This is a genomic window from Salipiger abyssi (assembly GCF_017311415.1).
GTDB classification, from domain to species: domain Bacteria; phylum Pseudomonadota; class Alphaproteobacteria; order Rhodobacterales; family Rhodobacteraceae; genus Salipiger; species Salipiger abyssi_A.
In genome coordinates this window covers 35,015-56,450 of record NZ_JAEKIS010000008.1, presented here as the reverse complement: position 1 = coordinate 56,450, position 21,436 = coordinate 35,015, and the positions used below count along the sequence as shown (strand labels likewise).

General features: G+C 65.8%; 18 protein-coding genes. 8 read left to right on the top strand and 10 right to left on the bottom strand.

What is annotated here, in order from left to right:
- Positions 1 to 16: 16 nt before the first annotated feature.
- The 6 genes from I6N89_RS12680 to I6N89_RS12655 all read left to right on the top strand — a co-directional run bounded on the left by I6N89_RS12680 (position 17) and on the right by I6N89_RS12655 (position 5,992).
- Entirely contained in the window at positions 17 to 907 is an 891-nt protein-coding gene (locus tag I6N89_RS12680) for a helix-turn-helix domain-containing protein (protein WP_236016595.1), read from the top strand.
- Between the two features lie 422 nt (positions 908 to 1,329).
- Positions 1,330 to 2,583 (top strand): flavin-dependent oxidoreductase, encoded by a 1,254-nt coding sequence (locus I6N89_RS12675; protein WP_207018813.1) that lies wholly within the window; start codon positions 1,330 to 1,332, stop codon positions 2,581 to 2,583.
- Positions 2,584 to 2,586: 3 nt separating this feature from the next.
- On the top strand, positions 2,587 to 3,498 hold the full coding sequence (locus I6N89_RS12670; protein ID WP_207018812.1) for a dihydrodipicolinate synthase family protein: 912 nt from the start codon (positions 2,587 to 2,589) through the stop codon (positions 3,496 to 3,498).
- A 15-nt stretch (positions 3,499 to 3,513) separates the two neighbouring features.
- On the top strand, positions 3,514 to 3,948 hold the full coding sequence (locus I6N89_RS12665) for a GlcG/HbpS family heme-binding protein (RefSeq protein WP_207018811.1): 435 nt from the start codon (positions 3,514 to 3,516) through the stop codon (positions 3,946 to 3,948).
- Entirely contained in the window at positions 3,945 to 4,610 is a 666-nt protein-coding gene (locus I6N89_RS12660) for a DUF4286 family protein (protein ID WP_207018810.1), read from the top strand. Before I6N89_RS12665 ends, I6N89_RS12660 begins: the two co-directional genes overlap by 4 nt.
- Positions 4,611 to 4,897: 287 nt before the next feature.
- Entirely contained in the window at positions 4,898 to 5,992 is a 1,095-nt protein-coding gene (locus tag I6N89_RS12655; RefSeq protein WP_207018809.1) for a DUF475 domain-containing protein, read from the top strand.
- Between the two features lie 267 nt (positions 5,993 to 6,259).
- Here the strand turns inward: I6N89_RS12655 and I6N89_RS12650 are convergent, their stop codons facing one another.
- The gene (locus I6N89_RS12650; RefSeq protein ID WP_207018808.1) at positions 6,260 to 6,904 is read right to left on the bottom strand and encodes a DUF4286 family protein; all 645 of its coding nucleotides are present in this window, start codon (positions 6,902 to 6,904) and stop codon (positions 6,260 to 6,262) included.
- 101 nt (positions 6,905 to 7,005) lie between these two features.
- On the bottom strand, positions 7,006 to 7,899 hold the full coding sequence (locus tag I6N89_RS12645; RefSeq protein ID WP_207018807.1) for a LysR substrate-binding domain-containing protein: 894 nt from the start codon (positions 7,897 to 7,899) through the stop codon (positions 7,006 to 7,008).
- A gap of 97 nt (positions 7,900 to 7,996) precedes the next feature.
- On the opposite strand from I6N89_RS12645, the gene I6N89_RS12640 reads away from it, so the two are divergent.
- Complete coding sequence (locus tag I6N89_RS12640) at positions 7,997 to 9,061, top strand: alpha-hydroxy acid oxidase (RefSeq protein WP_207018806.1); 1,065 nt, start codon at positions 7,997 to 7,999, stop codon at positions 9,059 to 9,061.
- Positions 9,062 to 9,063: 2 nt separating this feature from the next.
- Here I6N89_RS12640 and I6N89_RS12635 read toward each other — a convergent pair whose 3' ends face one another.
- The 8 genes from I6N89_RS12635 to I6N89_RS12600 all read right to left on the bottom strand — a co-directional run bounded on the left by I6N89_RS12635 (position 9,064) and on the right by I6N89_RS12600 (position 19,355).
- Positions 9,064 to 10,515, bottom strand: coding sequence for an aldehyde dehydrogenase family protein (locus tag I6N89_RS12635; RefSeq protein WP_207018805.1), 1,452 nt, complete (start codon positions 10,513 to 10,515; stop codon positions 9,064 to 9,066).
- Between the two features lie 14 nt (positions 10,516 to 10,529).
- Positions 10,530 to 12,329, bottom strand: coding sequence for a thiamine pyrophosphate-binding protein (locus I6N89_RS12630; protein ID WP_207018804.1), 1,800 nt, complete (start codon positions 12,327 to 12,329; stop codon positions 10,530 to 10,532).
- Positions 12,326 to 13,792 carry an aldehyde dehydrogenase family protein gene (locus I6N89_RS12625; protein WP_207018803.1) on the bottom strand — a complete coding sequence of 489 codons (1,467 nt, stop codon included), beginning with the start codon at positions 13,790 to 13,792 and terminating at the stop codon, positions 12,326 to 12,328. The genes I6N89_RS12630 and I6N89_RS12625 overlap by 4 nt, the downstream gene beginning before the upstream one ends.
- Before the next feature lie 119 nt (positions 13,793 to 13,911).
- The gene (locus tag I6N89_RS12620) at positions 13,912 to 15,357 is read right to left on the bottom strand and encodes an FAD-dependent oxidoreductase (protein ID WP_207018802.1); all 1,446 of its coding nucleotides are present in this window, start codon (positions 15,355 to 15,357) and stop codon (positions 13,912 to 13,914) included.
- A complete protein-coding gene (locus I6N89_RS12615; protein ID WP_207018801.1) occupies positions 15,357 to 16,265 on the bottom strand; it encodes an MqnA/MqnD/SBP family protein in 909 nt (302 codons plus the stop codon). The genes I6N89_RS12620 and I6N89_RS12615 overlap by 1 nt, the downstream gene beginning before the upstream one ends.
- A 33-nt stretch (positions 16,266 to 16,298) precedes the next feature.
- Entirely contained in the window at positions 16,299 to 17,798 is a 1,500-nt protein-coding gene (locus tag I6N89_RS12610) for a tripartite tricarboxylate transporter permease (RefSeq protein WP_207018800.1), read from the bottom strand.
- A 13-nt stretch (positions 17,799 to 17,811) separates the two neighbouring features.
- A complete protein-coding gene (locus I6N89_RS12605; protein ID WP_207018799.1) occupies positions 17,812 to 18,273 on the bottom strand; it encodes a tripartite tricarboxylate transporter TctB family protein in 462 nt (153 codons plus the stop codon).
- A 104-nt stretch (positions 18,274 to 18,377) separates the two neighbouring features.
- Positions 18,378 to 19,355 carry a Bug family tripartite tricarboxylate transporter substrate binding protein gene (locus I6N89_RS12600; protein WP_207018798.1) on the bottom strand — a complete coding sequence of 326 codons (978 nt, stop codon included), beginning with the start codon at positions 19,353 to 19,355 and terminating at the stop codon, positions 18,378 to 18,380.
- A gap of 457 nt (positions 19,356 to 19,812) precedes the next feature.
- Here I6N89_RS12600 and I6N89_RS12595 point away from each other — a divergent pair, with 457 nt between their 5' ends.
- Entirely contained in the window at positions 19,813 to 21,363 is a 1,551-nt protein-coding gene (locus I6N89_RS12595) for an FAD-dependent oxidoreductase (protein WP_207018797.1), read from the top strand.
- Positions 21,364 to 21,436: the final 73 nt, after the last annotated feature.

The following is a 21,436-nucleotide window of genomic DNA, read 5'->3' as shown; positions in this document are numbered from 1 at the left end:
GGCCGGCAGCGCCGGAATGGACGCGCGCGGCAATGACTGGTACTTTTCAGGCATGCGCGAGAACAGCCCCATCCCCGCCTTCAATCTCTTCGGAGAAACCAGCGCCTTTCCCGACGTCATCCATTGCGAGAGAGTGTTCGACCGCGCACGGCTGCATGACTGGAAAATCTCGCCGCACCGACACCACCAGATGGCCCAGGTCTTTCACATGGAACAGGGTACGGCGCGAGCAACCCTAGACGGGCACGACATAAAGCTGGGGAACGGGGATTTCCTCTATGTTCCGCCGCAGGTCGTGCACGGCTTTACCTTCGACAGAGGCACCGAGGGGATCGTGCTGTCGCTGCCCTCGCCGGTGGTGCAAAGGCTGGGGCCGGACTCACCGGCGCTCAGCGCCTGGCTTGGGGCGCCGCATCACGGCATCCTGTCGGAAACGGCGGCGGGCCTGATCGCGCAGATTGCACATCTCCACGATAAATCTGGTACATTTCGCGCACAGCGTCTCGTCGCCCTGTCGCATGCACTACTCGCCACGCTGGCCGAGGACGGTACACAGATGCCTGCACCAGAGCAGGATATGACCCGTCAGATGCAGCGGCTCGATGCGCTGATATCGGCGCATTTGACCGAGGGCTGGAGCGCGGCCGACTACGCCCACGCGCTGCATATGACCCAAGGGCATCTGAACCGCATCGTGCGCCGAGACACTGGCGCCACGCTGACGCAGTATCTCGAAACAGCGATGATGACCGAGGCCTGCCGCCACCTCGCCTTCACCCGGCTGCCGGTGGCCGAGGTGGGGTATCGGCTAGGCTACGCCGACCCGCCCTATTTCACGCGTCGTTTCAGGGCACGCATGGGCGAGACGCCCACCGCATATCGCACGCGGGTCGCGGGCGAGATCTGAGCTCCGGCAATGTAGCCGGCGTTGTCCGCAGTCGCGGGCGCTCTAAACCTCTGCCGCAGCTTTTCATCGCCAGAGTACCTTTGCTGCGATCTTCGCCGGTCGCGGCGAAGGTTTATGCCCCTCATTTTACCACACGAGCAGAGACGTTCTTGACCACAATGTCAGGCAGCATGGCCCGATCTGAAGCGGCAGCGGGCATCCAAGTCCGCCTTGGCGAGGATCCCGCAAAAAAAGACTGACCCGATGCTATGCCCGCCCTTTCTGGGCGGCTTGAACGCCACCTGAGCGCACGGGAAAGACTGCGTTGCCGACATCTCTGATACACGCATCATATGCACACTGACCGTGAAGATATTTTACAGCGGTTTATAATATAGATGATCCTCCTCTCTACCACGCGCTTAGAGGAGGAACGTTGGCAGATGAGCAAAGAAGTCGTCATGGACGTCGCAATTGTCGGCGGAGGAATCGGAGGTCTCGCGCTCGCCCTCTTCCTGCATCAACGCGGGATTGGCTGCCGGGTGTACGAAGCGATCCCTGAGATCGGCACCGTTGGCGCGGGGATCAATCTGCTGCCGCATGCGGTCAAACAGCTCGACAGCCTCGGGCTGCTTCCCGAGCTCGACAAGGTCGGCATCCGGACCAAGGATGCATCCTATTTCAACAAATACGGCCAGCATATCTATACCGAGCCGGCGGGGATGAATGCCGGATACAAATGGCCGCAATATTCGATCCATCGCGGCGATCTCCAGCAGGTGCTGCTGAACGCGGTGATCGACCGGCTGGGCCCCGACTCCGTGGTGACCGGGCATCGCTGCGTCGGCGTGGAGAACACCGGCGACGGCGTGACCGTGGCCTTCGAGGATCCCGACGGCACCCTGCTCGATCCGGTGCGGGCACGGATCTGCGTCGCGGCGGACGGTATCCATTCCGTTATCCGCAAGCAGTTCTATCCCGACGAGGGCGAACCCGTTTATTCCGGCCTGACGATCTGGCGCGGCGTCGTGCCCTTCAAGCCGTTCCTCAGCGGCGCGAACACCATCCGCGTCGGCTGGATGCCCGTGGGCAAGATCATGGTCTATCCGATCCGCGACAATATCGACGATGAGGGCAACCAGCTGATGAACTGGGTCGTCACCCAGGAACGCCCCAAACCCGACAGCATGGACTGGAACAAGCCGGCCAAGCTGGAGGATTTCTTCGAGCCGTTCAAGGACTGGCATTTCGACTGGCTCGACGTGCCCGAGCTGCTGCGTCAGACGCCGCGCCCGCTGATCTTTCCGATGGTCGACCGCGATCCGGTCGAGACCTGGACCTTCGGGCGCACCACCCTGCTGGGCGACGCGGCGCACCCGATGTATCCGCGCGGCTCGAACGGCGCCGGCCAGTCGATCCTCGACGGCAAGATCCTGTCGCAGCGCCTGTCCGAAAAGGGCCTGACCGAAGAGGCCTTGCAGCTCTACGACAAGGAGCGCGTGGCCAAGACCGCGCAGGTCGTTCTGACAAACCGCAAGAACCCGCCCGATGCGATCCTGCGCGAGGTCTACGAACGCTCGGGCAACCAGCCATTCGACCGGATTCAGGATCTGATCTCGGACGAGGAGCTGGCGGAGATCTCGGCAAGCTACAAGCGCATCGCCGGCTTCGCCAAAGAACAACTCAACGCGGAATAAGTCATGGCCCTCAACGCAGACCTGCGGCTGCCCGGCTCGATCGTGGCACCGCTCACCCCCTTCACCGAAGATCTGAGCGTCGATTTCGATGCTCTGAAGGGCATCATCGACTATTCGGTCGAGACCTGCGGCGCGGCGATGATCATCGCCGCCGGCGTCGAGGCGCAGGAATACCAGTATCTCGACTATGCCGCGCGCAAGGAACTGGTCGACAAGACCATCGAGTTTGTCGACGGGCGCCGCCCTGTGGTTGTGGGGGTCTCGCACCCCTCGTTCCGCACGGCGGTGGATCTGGCGCATCACGCCGCGGACAAGGGGGCGCAGGCGGTGCAGCTGCTGGCGCCCAATCGTCCGACCGGCGGGCCGCCCAAGATGTCGGAGCTGGTGCGCTATTACCAGTCGGTGCTGGCCGAGACGGATCTGCCGATGATGCTCTATCTCAATGCCGGGCCGGGGACCGATCTCTCGGTTCCCGCCACTGTCGAGCTCGCGCAGCTTCCCGGCATCGACTTCGTCAAGGAAAGCTCGCGCGATCTGGCGCGGGTGTCGCGGCTCATCGCCGAGATCGAAACCGCCGGGCACGCGCGCTATTTCACCACGATGCAGATGTATCTGCCGACCCTGTTGCTCGGCGGCTCCGGCGTCACCCTGCCGCCGCCTGCCGCGCTTCTGATCCGCAAGATCACCGAGGCCTGGCAGAGGGGCGATATCGACGAGGCGTCGCGCATCCAGCGGCAGACAGCGGTCTGGCCGGCGCGCTGGATGCCCTACGGGCTGGCGGCTGTCATGAAGGCTTCGCTCAACCATCTGGGCGTGAAGGCCGGCCTGCCCTACCCGCCCTATGAACCTGTGACGGGCGAGGCGCTGACCGCGCTGCACGCCTATCTCGATACCACCGATCTCACCGCGCCCTGACCGCCGGAGGACCCCATGCTGACCACAAAAACACTCTCCATCGCCGAGGCGAAGATTCTGATCGAAGGCGCCCGCCTGAAATCCGAGGAGATGGGCATTCCGATGTGCATCGCCGTCTGCGACACCGCCGGGCATCTGATCTCCTTCGACCGGATGGACGGCGGCAAGATTTCGAGCATCTCCATCGCCATAGACAAGGCGTTTACCGCCGCCTGCGCCCGCAAACCGACGCAGGTCTATGGCAACCTCTGCCAGCCCGGGCAGCCGACCTTTGGCATCCACATCACCAATGGCGGGCATTTCTGCATCATCGGCGGCGGCCTTCCGGTGACGGCTGACGGCGAAATCGTCGGCGGCATCGGCATCAGCTCGGGCACCGCCATCGAGGATGTCGAGGTGGCCGACGCGGCACTCGCCTATTTCCACGCGGAAAGCGGGGTGACGGCATGATCGGCCCGACCGTTCTCTTCTCCGAGATGACCCCCGATCCCTCCTGGGAGGATCGCTTCAACACCTGGTACGACACCGACCATATCCCGGTGCGCATGGTGCTCGACGGCTGGCATGGGGTGCAGCGTTACCGGGCGAGCGACAATGCCGGCGATTATCTCGTGGTCTACGACATGAGCTCGACCGACGTACTGAAGACGCCGGAATACGAGGTGATCAAGACCGATCCCAGCGACGAGACCAAGTGGATGCTGTCGCATGTCAGCAACTTCACCCGCTATATCGGCAAGGAACTGGGACGGCATGGCGATCTGGAGGCGGCAATCACCGCGCCGCTGATCTTCACCGCGATGTTCAACGTGCCCGAAAAGGATGAGGAGGAGTTCGACGCCTGGATGGTCGAGGATCACATCCCGCTTCTGATGGGCTGCGACGACTGGCTGGCGGTGCGGCGCTTTACGCTGCCGATCTCGGAGCCGGAGACCTACACACGGCTGGCGATCCACTATCTGGCCTCGCCCGACGCGCTGAGCTCACCCGAACGCGCCGCCGCGCGCGACACCGATTTCCGCGAGCGCATGACACGACACGACTGGTTCGGCAAGGGCCGCTACCGCGGCTATGAAGCTTTCGGCGACCGGGTGCCCGGACAGGCGGGCTGACCCCGGGGCCCGCGCCGGCAGGGATCTTGCAGGCGCGGGCCGACGATCTCACATCGGACCCTGCGCGCCACGCATCTGTGCGCAATATGCCGCATCTGCGCAACGCATCGCAGGGGAATGCGAAACCCGACTGGAAAGGAGCGGATGAGACCTTCTAAGACGTGACCATCGCCGCCCCTATGTGGGACGCGATCCAGAATCGGCGACCGGGCCCCTCTGGCGAAAGTGTCGGCGCTTTCGTGATGTCGGCGCCGCCGTTTCCAATGCCGCCGACCGGACATATTCCTATGACCACCAAAACGTCCTCGCACTCCGCGGGCGCCGCAGGGGCGGCGTCGCAGACCAGCCTCTTGCGCTATTTCTTCTGGCCCATTGTCGTCACCGCCGCCGGCCTCGTGCTTGGCGGCGCGCTTGGCTGGCAGAAGACCGGCACGGTGAGCGGCATGCTCACGATCTTCTTCATCTGCTGCGTGCTGGCGATCCTGGAGATCTCGCTCTCCTTCGACAACGCCATCGTGAATGCAAACAAGCTCAAGACCATGGATCCGAAATGGCAGCGCCGGTTTCTGACCTGGGGCATCCTGATCGCGGTGTTCGGCATGCGCATCGTGTTCCCGCTGCTGATCGTGGTGATCGCCGCCAAGATCGGACCCTGGCAGGCGCTCGTGCTCGCCGCCTCGGAGCCCGCCGAATACGCCCGCATCATGCATGACGCGCATCTGCCCATCGCGGCCTTTGGCGGCACCTTCCTGATGATGGTGGGGCTGAGCTTTTTCGTCGATCACGAGAAGGACGTGCACTGGGTGCACTGGCTCGAACAGCGGGTGACCAGCGTCGCGAGCATTCGCGGCATCGAGATCGCCTTTGTGCTGCTCTTGGTTTTCGGCTTTACCCAGTTTCTCGAACCCGCGCGCGCGGCGATCTTCCTGCCGGCGGCCATCTGGGGCCTGCTCACCTTCCTGCTGGTCGAGGTTCTGGGCGGCATGCTCGACCGCACTCAGACGACGCGCGCAGCGGCCGGCGGCGGGCTGGGCGCCTTCCTCTATCTGGAAGTGCTCGACGCATCGTTTTCCTTCGACGGCGTGATCGGCGCCTTTGCCATCAGCCAGGATCTTTTCGTGATCGCCATCGGGCTGGGGATCGGTGCCATGTATGTGCGCACCATGACCATCATGCTGGTCGAAAAGGGCACGCTGGCCGAGTACCGCTATCTCGAACACGGCGCCTTTTACGCCATCATCGCGCTGTCGATCGTGATGTATGCGCAATCTCTGGTGCATATCCCCGAGGTCATCACAGGGCTGGCGGGCACCGCGCTGATCGGGCTGTCGCTCTGGTCGTCGATCCGCTGGAACCGGAAAAGCGGTGAGGCGGCGGGGTAGGTTGTTTCATTGATAGCGGTGGGCGGATTGCCCACCCTACTGTGGTGCGTTGTCGTGGCAAGGAATCAAGGCGCTTCGCGCCGCCTTGCCATCGCCGGCCCGCCCCCTAGGGCTGGCGATTTGTCAACATCTGCGCTGCGTGTCGAGGTCTTTCGGACTTGGCCAGGATAAATCAATAGGTTCAGCGGGCGGTTCGCCAACCCGCGGGCCGGCGATGGCAAGGCCGACCTGGACACCGCTCGTAGGGTGGGCAATCTGCCCACCGCCCTAGGACGCCCCGCGCATCCGGCGCCGCCTGGGCCGTTCCGCCCGAAACGCCTCGCCGAACCGCGAAAAGCTCATCTGATGCAGGGAGCCCCGCCACGGAGCGTCCTCTACGCTGCCGGGCATCGCCGGTGCTTTCGGCCCTGATGCGTGATGAATGACCAGCCGCGTATGACGCCCGGGATCCGAGGCCTTTAACAGATAATGCCGCGCCCCGCTCCACCCCGCACTGTCCGCCATCTGCGGCAGCCGTTCCTCAGAAAGCCATTCGGCAAAAACATCGCTGTCGCCTTCGGCCACGTCATAGGCCTCGCAGTGCAGGTATTTCGCCGCCCGGTCGGGCTCGCCCATCCGCCCGACCTCGGTGCCGAGAAAGCGGCTGACCGTGGTCAGGTGGCGGATCATCCATTTTGTCTCGTCACTCGGCTCGACCATGAGCCGCTCGAATTCCGGCGTGCGCAGCGCGTCAAGATCGGCCATCTCGTAAAGCACGAGACAGCCATAATCACCGACCGAATGATATCGTTGCGCACTCAAAAACCCCGGCACCGCCATGCGGTCGGGAATATGCTCGGTCTCGCACCAGGTCTTGAATCTCGCCTCCCAGTCCGGCGCCGGCCGCAATTTGACAAAAAGGATTGCACTCATCCGATGCGGGCACTCCTGCGGAAACTCAGCCCGGCAAGCCTAGAGGAGTTCGCCGCGCGGGAAAAAGACTCCCCATGTCCGCTCTCATATCCCCGCGATATTCAGATCGAAGACAACTGCGCAGCCACCCGCACGAACCGCCGGATCGCCTGCGCATCGGCATGCCGCCGATAGGCAAGCGACAGGGGCACCCGCAGCCTGTCCTGCTGGCGCAAGGGTCGGAAGGCAAGCTGCGTCGAGCCCACCGTCTCCAGCGATTTCGGCAGCAGGGTCACCCCGAAGCCCGCCGCGACAAGGTGAACGGCGGGCAGGATGCGGATCGTCTCCTCGGAAATCTTCGGATGGAAGCCTGCCTGCTCGCAATGCGCTTCGATATGCGGCCAGATGCTGAGCGAAACCCCCTGCCCGTAACGGATGAAACTCTGCTCGCGCAGATCCGCGAGCGCGATTTCGTCGTGATCCGCGAAGGGCGAACCCAGCGGCAGTGCCACCACCAGATCCTCCATATCGATGCCCATGAAGGCGACGGTCTCCGAGCCCTCGGGATCGACCCGCAGAAAGGCCGCGTCGATCATCTCCTGCTCCAGCGCCACCAGCAGATCGTGGTTGTTGCCCTCTTCGATCTTGAAGTCGATGAGCGGATATTCTGAGCGGCAGGTGCGGATGATCTCAAGCGCCTTCTTGTGCAGCGACGAGGAATTCGTCAGGCCGACACGGATATTGCCCTCCTTGCCCATGTCGAACTCCTGCACCCGCCGCACCGCGTTGTCGGCGGCCGACAGCACCTTGCGCGCCTCGTTCAGGAACACCCGGCCCGCCGCGTTGAGCTTGACGCTGCGCGGATTGCGCTGAAGCAGCTGCACGCCGATCTCGCGTTCCAGCGACTGGATCTGCTGGCTCAGCGGCGGCTGCTGGATGCCCAGCCGCTGCGCCGCGCGCGTGATGTGCTCCTCTTCGGCCACGGCAACGAAATACCGCAAATGGCGAAGCTCCATGATCCCCTCCCTTATACTCCCCGGATATTCTTCAAGACTGAGGCGATAGTTTTCAACATGAATCCTATCGTTACGGTTCTGCTACGGAGGATTTTCCATGGCAGACACATCCGACTGGCCGACGCTGGCCGCTCTTTCGAAAGCCGCGCGCGACAGGCTTCCCCAGGCGCATTGGGATTACCTGATGGGCGGGGCCGAGAGCGAGACCACGCTGCGCCGCAACGCCGCGGATTTTGAGCGGATCGCGCTGATACCCCAGGCGCTGCGCGATGTGCGGCAGGTGGATCTGTCGACCACCGTCATGGCCCGCAAGCTCGCGCTGCCGGTCTTTCCCACCGCCATCGGTTCGCTCGACCTGCTGCACCCCGAGGGCGCCACGGCCTCCGCGCGGGCCGCCGTGGCGGCGGGCACGACCGCCTGCACCGGCATCCTGTCGAAACCGAGCTTTGAGGCGGTGGCGGCGGAGGCCGGCGGCCCCCTGCTCTTCCAGCTCTACATTCGCGGCGACGAAAGCTGGCTGGCCGACACGCTGAAACGGGTCGAGGCGGCGGGGTTCTTCAGCATCGCGCTGACCGTGGACTCGCCGGTTTATGGCCGCCGCGAGCGCGACATCGCCAACCGCTTTTCCTCGCGCCGCGCGCCCGACCGCGCTGCCCTACCCAACACGCCCGACGCCACCCGCGCCGCCTATCAGGCCGCCGTAAGCTGGGAGATCCTGCCCAAGCTGCGCGAGATGACCCGCCTGCCCATCGCGCTCAAGGGCATCATGAGCGTCGAGGACGCGCTTAGGGGCGTCGAGCTGGGGGCGGATGCGATCTATGTTTCGAACCATGGCGGGCGGCAGCTCGATCACGCGCCCTCGGCGCTGGCGCAGTTGGGACGCATCGCCGCGGCCGTGAATGGCAGCGCCGAGATCCTCTTCGACAGCGGCGTGACGCGGGGCAGCGATGTGGTGAAAGCTCTGGCGCTTGGCGCCTCGTCGGTGGGTCTGGGCAAGTTGCAGGGGCTGGCGCTGGCCGCCGGGGGCGAGGCCGGGGTGCGCCAGCTTCTTGCGCTCATGGCGCAGGAAATCGCGGCCACCATGGCGCTGGTCGGCGCGACCCGGCTTAGCGAGCTGACGCCCGCCTGCCTGATCGCCTCCGATGTGCCGATCCTGCCCTGAGCTCAGCCGGCGCCCGCGACGCCGACATTCTGATAGACCTGCTTCAGCTCCTGGAAGTCGTGCAGCCCCTCATGGCCATAGAGCCGGCCCAGCCCGCTCTGGCGGTAACCGCCCGCCTCGGCCTCGGCGTTGAGCTTGCCGTGATCGTTCAGCCAGACCACCCCGTCACGCAGCGCCCGCGCGATGCGGAAGCCGCGCGCGCCATCGCGGGTCCAGACGCTGGCCGACAGACCAAATGTCGTGTGATTGGCCATGGCCACCGCTTCGGCCTCGGTCTCGAACCGTTCCAGCACGATGAACGGGCCGAATATCTCTTCCTGGCAAAAGAACGCGCCGGTGTCGTCATGCGCCACCAGGCTCGGCAGCAGAAAGGCACCGTCGCGGCGGGCATCGTCGGGCACGCCGCCCGGCACGATCACCTCGGCGCTGGTTTCCAGCGCCTCCTGAATGCGCGCATGCACCGTGTCGCGCGCCGCGAGGTCGATCATCGGCCCCATCTGCGCGCCCTTCTCCATGCCGCCCGCGACCACGACCTTGCCCACCGCCGCCGTCAGCGCGGCCTTCATCTCGTCATAGCGAGACGCATGGACGAGGATGCGCCGCGCCGCCACGCATTGCTGCCCTGAAATGGCAATCGCGGCGCCCACCAGCCTGGGTGCGATGTCGGCGATATCGGCATCCTCGAAGACGATGCAGCAGGATTTGCCGCCCAGCTCCAGCGACACCCGTTTCAGCGTCTCGGAGGCCGCCGCCATGATACGCTTGCCGATGGCGGTCGAGCCGGTGAAGCTGATCATCTCCACATCCGGATGCGCCACCATGCGCTGCGCCGCCGCGTGGCCGCTTTCCATGATCATGTTGACAATGCCCGCCGGCAGCGCCGGGATATCGGTCAGCCGTTTCAGCACCGCCGCCGAGATGAGCGAGGTCTGCGCGGCGGGTTTGATCACCGCGCTGCACCCGGCGGCCAGCGCCGGCGCCAGCGAGCGTGCCAACAGCGAGACCGGCGCATTCCACGGCACGATGATGCCGACCACGCCGATGGGTTCGCGCAGCATCGAGGCGAACTCGCCCGGCGCCATCTCGACCAGCCCGCCGGTCGAGGCGCGTGCCAGCCCGGCATAATAGCGGATCACGCTGGCGGTCTTCACCACCTCGTTGCGCGCCTGCCCCAGCACCTTGCCGTTTTCCTGCGACAGCAGCGTGCCGAGCGTGTCGGCATCGCGCTCCAGCGCATCGGCCCAGGCCAGCAGCACCGTCTGGCGCAGGCGCGGCGATTGCGCCCAGGCGCCGGTGTCGAAGGCCACGCGCGCGGCATCGACCGCCGCATCCAGCTCGGCCACGCCACCGTCTGCGAACCGCCCGACCAGCGCACCGGTCGCGGGATCGCGGCGCTCGTGCCAACCCGAAGCGGGGCGCCACTCGCCGCCGATATGATGCAATGCTTCCAGCATGGGTGTCCTCCTCGTCATTCCAGCGCGGTGATCACTTCGACCACCGCCAGCCCGCCCTTGCGGACATGCTCGACCGCCTCGGCCAGCACTTCGGCCAGCCGCGCGCCCTCCTCCACCGGCCCTGCGGCAAAGGCGCCGAAGCTGCGCGCGAGCGAGGTCAGATCGACATCGGGGTCGCGGGTGGTCTGGCCGATATGGGCGGTGGCGGCAGAGCGGCCGCGCTGATGCGCGATCTCGCGCTGGTGCAGCTCGTCATTGCCCCAGGAGCGGTTGTTGAGCAGCACCAGCAGCAGCGGAACCTCGTGATGCATGGCGCTCCAGAGCGCGCCAGGGGTCATCATGAAATCGCCGTCGCCGATCATTGCCACCGGCAGCTTGCCGCTGCCCTTGAGCCCAAGCGCCGCGCCGACGGCAGCACCCGCGCCATAGCCGACGCCGCCGCCCCCGTCGCCACCCAGATACTGGCCGGCATGGTCGAATTTCCAGTAACCCTCGGGCCAGGTGCGGTGATTGCGCACGACCAGACACCAGTCATCCTGCTTGACCGCCTGATAGATCTCCTGCGTGACCCGCGCGAGCGGGATCGGGCTCTCCGACCAGCGGCTCTCCAGCGCCTTGGCGCGCTTTTCGGTGAGCGCCGTCTTGCGGCTGGCCAGCTCCGCGCGCCGCGTCTCCGCGGTTGCGGCGAATTCGGGCGTCAGACGGGACTCGACCTCGGCCACCAGCGCCTCCAGCGTCAGGAACGGGTCGGAGAGCAGATGCAGGTCGCTCGGTGCGGTCGGGCCGCCGAAACGTGACCAGGAATTGCCGAAATGATCGTTCAGCGAGACGTCGATGACCTTTGCCTCATCGGCGGCGCTGCCCACCCCCATGATGCCGCTGCGCTTGGCGCCATATCCGCCGGTCGCCGCCGTCACATCGCGGCAATCTAGGCAGAGCAGTACATCGGCGCGGCTGCGGATCTCGCGGTCGCCGCTGAGGTTCTGCGGATGATCCGTCGCCAGACAGACAATCGAGCGGTCGTCGATATAGGCCGCGCCCAGAAGCTCGACCAGCCGCGTCAGCGGCGGCGTGACCCGTGCCTCGGTGCCGAACTGGCCGCCAATGATCAGCGGCAGCTCGGCGCCCAGCAGCAGGTCGGCGGCCTGCCTCACCAGATCGGGATGCGGATAGACCGCGTGCGGCGCCTGATAGCGCGGCAGCTTCGGATCGGGCAGCACCAGATCGTCGGCGCGCTGCTCCTGATGGCCCGCGTCGATGGACACATAGGTGGGCCCCATCGGCGCCGTCAGCGCCTTGCGATGCGCGGTCAGCATGGACTCGAGCGTCGCGGCAATCGTCGGCGGCTCGTCGGTCCACTTCACATAAGGCCGGACCAGATCGCCCTGCGTGTTGGCCGAATGCGCCCAGTCGATAAAGCGGCGCTGCTCGGGGTCTGCCGGGCCGCTGCCGCCGAGGATGAGCAGCGGCACCTGATCGCAGAAAGCGTTGAAAATCGCCATGGAACCGCTCATCAGCCCCACGAGGTTGTGCAGGATCGCCACCGCCGGCTTGCGCGTTGCCTTCCAATAGCCATGCGCCATGGCGATGGCGATCATCTCATGGGTGACGAGGCAGATCTCGGGATCGCGGTTGCCGTTGTAATTCACCAGCGAGTCATGGATGCCTCGAAAGCTCGATCCGGGATTGATGAACACATATTCGGTGCCCATCCGTTGCAGCAGGTCGACCACATGGTCCGAGCCGTAAAGCCCGTCACCGACCTGTTTCGCGGGATAGCGGAGCTGCGGGGGGTGTTTCGGCGTATCGTTCATGCGCCCAGCCCCGGCACCGCGATATTGAAGGATTTCGTCTCGGTGTAGCTCAGCATTTCTTCCAGCCCTTCCTCACGCCCGACGCCGCTGTTCTTGAGCCCGCCATAGGGCACGCCGACATAATGCGGGCCGACGCAGTTCACATAGACATAGCCCACGCGCAGATGCCGCGCGAAGGCGAGCGCCCGGTCGATATCCTGTCCGACCACCGCAGCCGTCAGGCCCAGCGGCGAGGCTGCGTCGATGGCAGCGATCTGCGCAGGGTCGCTCCAGCGCAGCGCCGAAAGCACGGGGCCAAAGATCTCCTCGGTGGCCAGCGCCGAGTCCGGCGGGACGTCGCCGAAGAGCGTCGGCTCGATCCAGTAGCCCTCGGCGAAATCCGCGCCCTCCGGGCGCCCGCCGCCGCAAAGCAGCGTCGCGCCGGACTCGCGGCCTTTGGCGATGGCGCCCGAGACCTTGTCGAAATGCGCCTGACTGATGAGCGGCCCCATGCCCGCGCCCGCGTCGAACGGATCGCCGACACGGATCTCTGCCATTCGCGCGCGGATCTTCTCCATCACCTCGTCATAGATCGCGTCATGCACCGCCAGCAGGCTGGTCGAACCGCAGGACTGGCCCTGCCACTGGAAATTCATCCCGTCGACCGCGAGCTTCGCCGCCTTTTCGGTATCTGCATCGGGCATCACGATCATCATGTTCTTGCCGCCCAGCTCGTGGGTCACGCATTTGATCCCGGCCCCGGCGGCCCGCGCGCTGATGCGCTGCGCGGTGCCGACCGAACCGATGAACCCGATGCGCTTCACCTCCGGATGCACGACCAGCGCGTCGCCGGCCTCGGCCCCCGATCCGCTGAGGATATTGATCACTCCGGCGGGCATCACCTCGCGGCAGATCTCGCCCAGGATCTGCCCGGTGAGCGGCGCCTGATCGGGGGATTTCGCCACCACGGTATTGCCCATCACCAAGGGCGCGGCGATGCGAGAGGCAAGGAAAAAGAACGGGTGGTTGAAGGCGACGATGCGCGCCACCACGCCAAAGGGCTCGCGGGTCGAGAAATGCAGATGGCCGGGGGTGGCGGGGTAGCTCGCGCCCTGCACCGCATGGCCCAGACCGGCATAGTATTCCAGCCGGTCGGCGGCGCGCAGCGCATCGCCCAGCATCGGCTTGCGCAGGTTGCCGGTGTCGCGCGCGTCGAGATCGGCGATCTCCTCGGCCCGGGCGCGGATCGCCGCCGCCAGCTTGCGCAGATAGCCGATGCGCCCGTCCATCGACATCCCGGCCCAGCCCGGCCCGGCCTGTTTCGCGGCCTCGACCGCCGCGTCGACATCGGCGGTCCCGGCGCGGGCGGCATAGCCCAGCACCGCACCGGTGGTGGGATCGTAACTCTCCATCCAGCGCCCGTCCGCAGCCTCGACCAGTTCGCCGCCGATCAGCAGCCGCGCACGATACTCGCTCTCCGCCATTCCGGCACTCCTCCCTATATCTTCCGCACGGCGCGCTCCTCTGCTGCACCGGGCTTGTCCTCACCTAAGTTCATTCGTGAATGGTTTGATAATACGAAATTTGTCCCGAATGATACGTGTCAGATATCTCTTTCGTCTCTCGCCATGTTCAGCCCGGCGCGACGGCCCGACGTGAAGGCCCAACCGAGATTGTTGCCCTGCCCGACGATCACCAGCCCGCCATAGCCCACCGAGCCGGCGGCAAAGAGCCCGGGAATGGCCCCGCCATCGGCGCGCAGCACGCGCAGGTTCTCGTCCACCCGCAGCCCGCCCATCGTGGTGGAGATCGCCGGGCGCACCGGCCCCAGCGCGTAGAGCGGACCTGCCGCCCAGCCCTCGGGGAGCGAGGCCGAGAGCCGCTCGGGCGGCATCCCCAGCGCCTGTGCCAGTGCCTCGGGCGAAGCTGCGGAAGTGACCAGATCCCCGCGATAACGGCGAAAGTCGCGCAGATAGGCATGGGCGACGCCCGGCGCGCTGCAAATGGCATTGGGCGGCGTGTCGAAATGCGCGGCGATGCGGGCATCGAAGACGATATGTGCCTGCCCCTGCGGCTGCCGCGACACCGCGAGGCCCGGCGCCTTTGTCTCATCGGTAAAGCGCTCACCTTCGGCATTCAGCAGGATTGCGCCCTCCCGGAACAGAGCCGCGTCCGGCGTCAGATAGGTGGCGAGAAACGGCATGGTCACCGGCTTCAGAAGCGCTTTCGGCAGGTGCTTCAGCGCCAGCCGCATGGGCTCGGCCAGCCAGCGACGCGGCGGCAGTCGGGTGACCAGACTGCCCTGCCCCTCCGGCGGCGGAAAGCGCAGCTGGCCGGCGCGCACGATGTCGCCGTTGAGGATCTCGCCGCCGAGCTTCAGGCCGAGCTCGAACCCGGTGCCGACGCTGTGCGTGTTGATCGCCGGCATCGCATCGTATCGCGGCAGATATTCATGCCGCAGTGCCTTGTGGGCGGAGAAATCGCCCGAGGCGAGAATGACCCCGCGCGTGGCGGTGATACGGCGACCCTCCGCTACGATCCCGACAACCCTCCCTTCTTCGACGATCAGATCCTCGACCGCCGCACCCAGTCGCAGTGTCCCCCCTGCCCGCCGGAAGGCGCGGGCGAGGTGGAAGATGTAAGACCCGGCATTGGGCAAGGGCACCAGCATCCGGTCGCGGCTGGCGCCGGGGCTGGGGAATGGCCCGCCAAAAGTGACGCCCAGAGCCGCCAGCCAGTCGACGGTGGCGGGCGCCTCTTCGGCCAGCAGGCGGGTGAGCGCGGCGTTGTTGCGCTCGGCCTGCGCCTGACCGGCGCTCAGCATGTCGTCGCAATGCCGCTCCGGCGTATCGTCGGCGATGCCCGCAAGACGCTGCGCCCGCGTGCCCGCCGCGCTGATCAGTCCGGTCGAGATGGCGGTGGTGCCGCCAAGCGCCGGACGCCGCTCGACCAGCAGCGTCTTGCACCCGCTTTGCGCCGCCGTGGCCGCCGCGAGTCCCGCGCCGCCGCCACCCACGACGATGACCTCGTAGCACGCCGCCTCAGGCATCAGACCAGATCTCGCAGCGCCGGATGGATGAGCGTCTCCAGCTCCATCCGCTCGGGCACCAGCCCCTGCTCAAAGGCGCAGTCCAGCGCGAACTCCAGGCTCTTGCGGCTGGCCTCCAGCCCGAAGGGCGTGACGTCATATCCCAGCTCAGACTGCGGCGCGGCGCGGGCCGCTTCACCGAGTATCCGCCAGATCTGCCGCACCGCCTCCGGATGACCTGTGACCAGATCCTCATCCGCCGCGACGATGTGGTTGATCTGCGTGACCCCGGTGCGCGCAACCCAGTCCAGCGCCGCCGCGTCGGGATCGGCGATCACGCAACGCAGCCCGGGATGGGTGATCTCGCGGCCCAGCACCGCCGCATCGACGGTGCCGTCGAGCAAAAGCTCTTCGAGACTGCGCCCCTGCGCGTCCAGACGCTGCACATGCGGCGGGTCGCAGATCCCGTCCACATGAGAGTCGTCGGTGCAGAGCCAGTGCAGCTCCTCGGGCGCGATGCCGTATTGGTGCCAGAGGATCGCCCGCACCAGCGTCACCGTCGTCACCGAATAAGAGCGCGCGGCGATGCGTTTGCCGCGCAGCGCCTCCGGCCCCCAGCACTCGTCCGCACGGGCGGCGAGAAAGCGGTGCTGGAACCGGCCCATGACCACCGCCGGCAGCAGCGTCAGCGGCCGCCCTATCGCGCGGGCCTGAAGGAAGGTCATCAGCGGCAGCTCGGAAATATCGTAGGCACCTTCGCGCACCATCCGGCGAAAACCCTGCGGCGGCGTGCTGGCGTGGCAGAACTCAAGCTTCAGCCCGGGCGCCGAAAGACGCCCGGACAGGATGGCCCGCGTGCTGGGCCGGTCGATCAGATGCACCCGCAGCGGGCGGGGACAGAGCCGGTCTTCGGTTTTGGTGTTACGCACCGCCGGGCTCCGGCGATGCGTGGGGGCTGCCGATCATTCGACAAACACCTCGTTGCGCGATTTCCGCACATTCGGCAGCGCGACGATCAGGATCATCACCACGGCCACCAGCAGGATCCCCGCCGAGATCGGACGCACCACGAAGGTGCCGATCTCGCCATGCGCCAAAAGCATCGCGCGGCGAAAGTTCTCCTCCAGCATCGGCCCGAGCAGGAAGCCGAGCAGCAGCGGCGCCGGTTCGCAGTCCAGTTCCCAGACGATGAAGCCGAAGATGAAGGCCACGAGCAGGACATAGAGGCCGAAACCGCTATTGGTCACGCTGAACACCCCGATGCAGCAGAAGCCGACGATGGCCGGAAACAGGAACCGGTAGGGCACCGTCAGCAGGCGCACCCAGACCCCGATCAGCGGCAGGTTCAGCACCACCAGCATCAGGTTGCCGAGCCACATCGAGGCGATGACGCCCCAGAACAGCTCGGGCCGTTCGTTGATGACATTCGGCCCCGGGGTGATGCCCTGGATGATCAGCGCGCCGATCATCATCGCCATCACCGGATTCGACGGGATGCCCAGCGTCAGCATCGGGATGAAGGAGGTCTGCGCGCCGGCATTGTTGGCGCTTTCCGGTCCCGCGACGCCCTCGATCGCCCCCTTGCCGAAGCGCGACGGGTCTTTCGCCATCTTGCGCTCGGTGGTGTAGGAGACGAAGGAGGAGAGCAGCGACCCGCCGCCCGGCAGCACGCCCAGCACCGAACCGATGCCGGTGCCGCGCACAACCGGCATGGCGATCTGCTTGATCTCCTGCCAGCTCAGCATCAGCCGGCCGATGCTGCTCTTGGTGACGGTCCGGTCCTCGGGCGAGCGCAGGTTGCGCACGACTTCGCCCAGACCGAAGATCCCCATGGCCAACGCCGAGAAGGACACGCCGTCCATCAGCTCGGGGATATCCATGGTCATGCGGGTGACGCCTGTATAGACGTCCTGGCCCACAAGCCCGAGCAGAATACCGAGCACCGCCATGGTGATCGCACGCAGCACCGAACCGGAGGCCAGCGACACCGCGCCGAGCAGACCCAGAACCATGAGCGAGAAATATTCCGCAGCGCCGAAGCTCATCGCCAGCTTGGTCAGCGGCGGCGAGGCCAGCGCGATGACGAAGGTGGCGACCGTGCCGGCAAAGAACGACCCCAGCGCCGCCGTGGCGAGCGCCGCGCCGGCGCGGCCCTGCTGGGCCATCTGGTAACCGTCGAGCACCGTCACCGCCGCCGAGGATTCGCCCGGCAGGCTGAGCAGGATCGCGGTGGTCGAGCCGCCATATTGCGCGCCGTAATAGATGCCGGCCAGCAGCACCAGTGCGGACTCGGGCGGCACACCGTAGGTGATCGGCAGCAGCAGCGCGATGGTCGCCACCGGCCCGATGCCCGGCAGGACCCCGATCAGCGTGCCCATCAGCACACCGAGAAAGCAGTACAGGATGTTCTCCGCCGCAAGCGCGACGCTCAGACCCAGTTCGAGATGTTGGATAAGCTCCATGATATTCTCTCGCTCAATAGCTCACGAGCCAGGGCCCGAAGGTCGGCACGACGGCGCCGAGCCCGACCTTGAACACCAGCCAGGAAAAGACCGACATGACCGCGCTCAGGCAGGTGGCCGAGAGCAGCGTGTTGCGCTTGTCGGCCATCGCGGCGGCAAAGATGGTCAGAAACAGCGTCGGCATCAGGCCCAGACCCCGGATCGTCGATCCGAAGAACAGCAGCGCCAAGACGATCATGATGATCGGGCGCCAGGGGATCATCACGGTCGAGACATCGGGTTTGCGCAAACCCTCGACCAGGCTGGCGACCCCGAGGATAAGCAGAAGCATCGCCATGGCGAAGGGGAAATACCCCGGCCCGAGCTGGCTCAGCGTTCCCAGATCAAGCTGTAGCGCGCCAAAGGCGAACGCGATTGCGAAGGCGATGAAAACCAGCCCTGCCCCGACCGTTTTATTGACTCTTACTTCCTGCATGTTGCGAATTTCCTCCCTATCCGAACCTGAACGACCCGCCAGACGCCGGGTGCTGCCCGCCATGGATGCGGCGGACAGCAGGCATCACGGCCGGAGCCGCGATATCAGTCTTTTCTGATGTTCAGCTGCTCGACCACCGGACCCCAGAGCGCGGTAAGCGAGTCCACCGCCTTGGTGAGATCCTCGGGACTGCCGCCAACCGGATCCATGGCCATGGAGGTCAGCAGCTTCTTGCCCGCCTCGCCGTCGAGATACTCGTTGATCGCGCCGTTCATCTTGGCAATGATCTCATCCGGCGTGCCGGCCGGCGCCCAGATCGACTGGAGCCCCGAGGTTCCGAAATCGGCGAACTCCTCCACGCCGGTCTCGTTCAGTGCCGGTACGTCCGGGAACAGCGACATGCGATCCTCGGTGCCCACGGCAAGGGCTTTGAGCGTGCCGCTGGAGAGCTGCGAGGTGTAGCCCTGCAACCCGTCGACCCCGTACATCAGCTGGCCTGCGACCAGATCGTTGGACAGCGGCCCGCCGCCCTTGTAGGGGATCACGTTCACCTTAAGATCCAGACGCCGGGCGGTCTCGGCCAGCAGCATATGCGGCGTGCTGCCGATGCCCGGAATGCCGACATTGAGCTGACCGGGCTCGGCCCGCGCAGCCGCAACGAATTCGGCAAAGGTGCTGGCCTCGGCATCGGGGTTCGCGACGAAGACCATGGCGCTCTTGTTGAGCCGGATCACCGGCACGAACGCCTCTTCGAAATCGTAGTCGAGATTGCCGTAGACCATCTTGTTGATCACCGCCACACCGGTCGGCGCGAACAGGAAGGTGTAGCCGTCCGGCTCGGCCTTGGCCGCGGCGGACGCCCCGATGCTGCCGCCGGCACCGCCGCGGTTCTCGATGATGAACTGCTGACCCAGCTTCTCGCTTAGAAACTGCGCCACGGCACGGGCCATGGTGTCGGAACTGCCGCCCGCGGAATAGGGCACGATGATGGTCGGCGGCCGCGACGGCCACTCATCGGCGCTCGCAAGGCTCGGCAGCAAGAGCGTCGCAACGGCGGCAACGCTTGCAATCAGTCGTTTCATGATATCCTCCCTGGATCTCTCTTATCGGCGATGTGCCGGGGTACCGAACGACATGGCATGTTCGCGGTCGCAGACGTTTCTCCTCCCATCTGCTTGCGCTATTGCCGAGATCGGCCTGACGGCCCGACCTTGCGGCAAATGCTCCGGTTCGCTCGAAGCTCCCCGTTCGTCACGGTGACCCAAATCCCAAATCAATGTAAAATACGAACCCACAATACTTTCATATGGTGCTCATATGAAACCTGACTGCACAATGCGCTTTTTCGATCCCCCTACCCCAGATCGCCACGCGTCGCTCCGGCACACATAGCATAGGCGTATCAAGCGAAACAAAATCAGTATTTTGCTGAGTATCTCCGCAGTTGTCTTATGACGCGGCCCCGAGTCGTGCGCGCCCTCTGGCGGGCCGCAACATGCGGGGCGCAGGCATCCAAAGACAATTACCGGACCCTCCGCCATGGCAGACAGCACGCACACCCCGAAAAGCGATACCGATGTGGCCGTGATCGGCGCCGGCCCGGCGGGGCTTGCCGCCGCTGTCGCCGCCGCCTCGGCAGGCGCCTCGGTAACGATGATCGAGCTTTGCGACGATATCGGCGGGCGCGGCATCGTCAGCGGCGGCAATATCCATCTCGGCGGCGGCAACGCGCTTCAGGCGCGGCTGGGGATCGAGGACACGCCGGATGCGGTCTTCCGCGACTGGGTCCGCCACGATCTGCCTGAAAGCCGGTTCTGCGACCGCGATCTGGTGCGCGCCTATGCCGATCACAGCGTGGAAACCTATGAGTTCCTCGCCGAGCATGGCGTGCGCTTTATCGACACGCCAACGGCGGTGAAGCTCGATGTGAAATCGGTCGGGCCGCAAAGCGTGCCGAGGGTCTTTCGCTGCGAGGAATGGCCCGTCACCGAAGAGCTGGCGCTGCGCGAGAGCGGGCGCAACGGCTCGGGTCTGGTGCGGGCACTCGAGCGCAGCGCGCGGCGGCTGGGGGTCGATTTCCGCCTCGGCCACCGGATGACGCGGATCGCGCCGGGGCCGGAGGGACAGCCGCAGATCGTGGAAGGCACGGCGCCGGCCGGCCCCTTTGCCATCACCGCCCGGCGCGGCATCGTACTGGCCACCGGCGGCAGCACCGGCAATGTGAATTTCCGGCGCATTTTCGATCCGCGCCTCACCGAAGAATACCAGCAGGTCGGTGCACCGGTGGCACCGCAGACCGGCGATGGCGAGATTGCCGCGCTGGCCTATGGTGCCTCGCTCTGGGGCACGGCGGCGCAGACGGCGGGCACCTGTCTGGTGATGGCAAAGACCCACCACATCGGCTGCCGCTGGGGTTACAAACGCCTGAAATACCGTACTGACAGCCCGCATTTCCCCCGCGCACGCGCCACCGGTCTGACGGTGAGCGACTGGCAGAACGTCATTCTCGTCAATCAGGCCGGCAGGCGGTTCTGGAACGAGGAGGACGAGGACCAGGCGTTTTTCGATGCCGCGATGGGCTATTGCAGGCGCGAGGGCGCACCCGATGGCGGCGGCCCGGTCTGGGCGATCTTCGACGCCGACGCGGTCGCACGCGAGGGCTGGACGCCCGAGCCACCGTATGTGGACCCGCAGTATTTCGCGCGAGGCGATACGCTGGGCGAGCTGGTCGCAAATCTCGACAACCCCTATCAGAGCACGCCGCTGGACCGGGCCGCACTCGCCGAGACGATTGCGCGGTACAATTGCTTTGTCGCCGAGGGCGTCGACCGGGATTTCGGCAAACCCCAACCGCGCTATCCGATCGCCCGCCCGCCGTTTTATGCCGCCTGGGCCACGCCGATGATCCATGACAGCCTCGCCGGGCTGCGCATCGACGCGGGCGCGAGGGTGATCGCTCTCGACGGCGCTCCGATCCCCGGGCTGTTCTGCGCCGGCGAGAGCCATGGCGGCTTTCCGCAGCACGGGCTCGGGCGTTCGGTGCTGTTCGGGCGGCTGGCAGGGCTGGGGGCTGCGCGGCGGGAGGGGTAGGCTTCCGGTTCCTGACGCGATCCCTGCCAACGTTGCAATGAGAGCCGCGCCTGGTATTTTCCGCGCCGCAGCC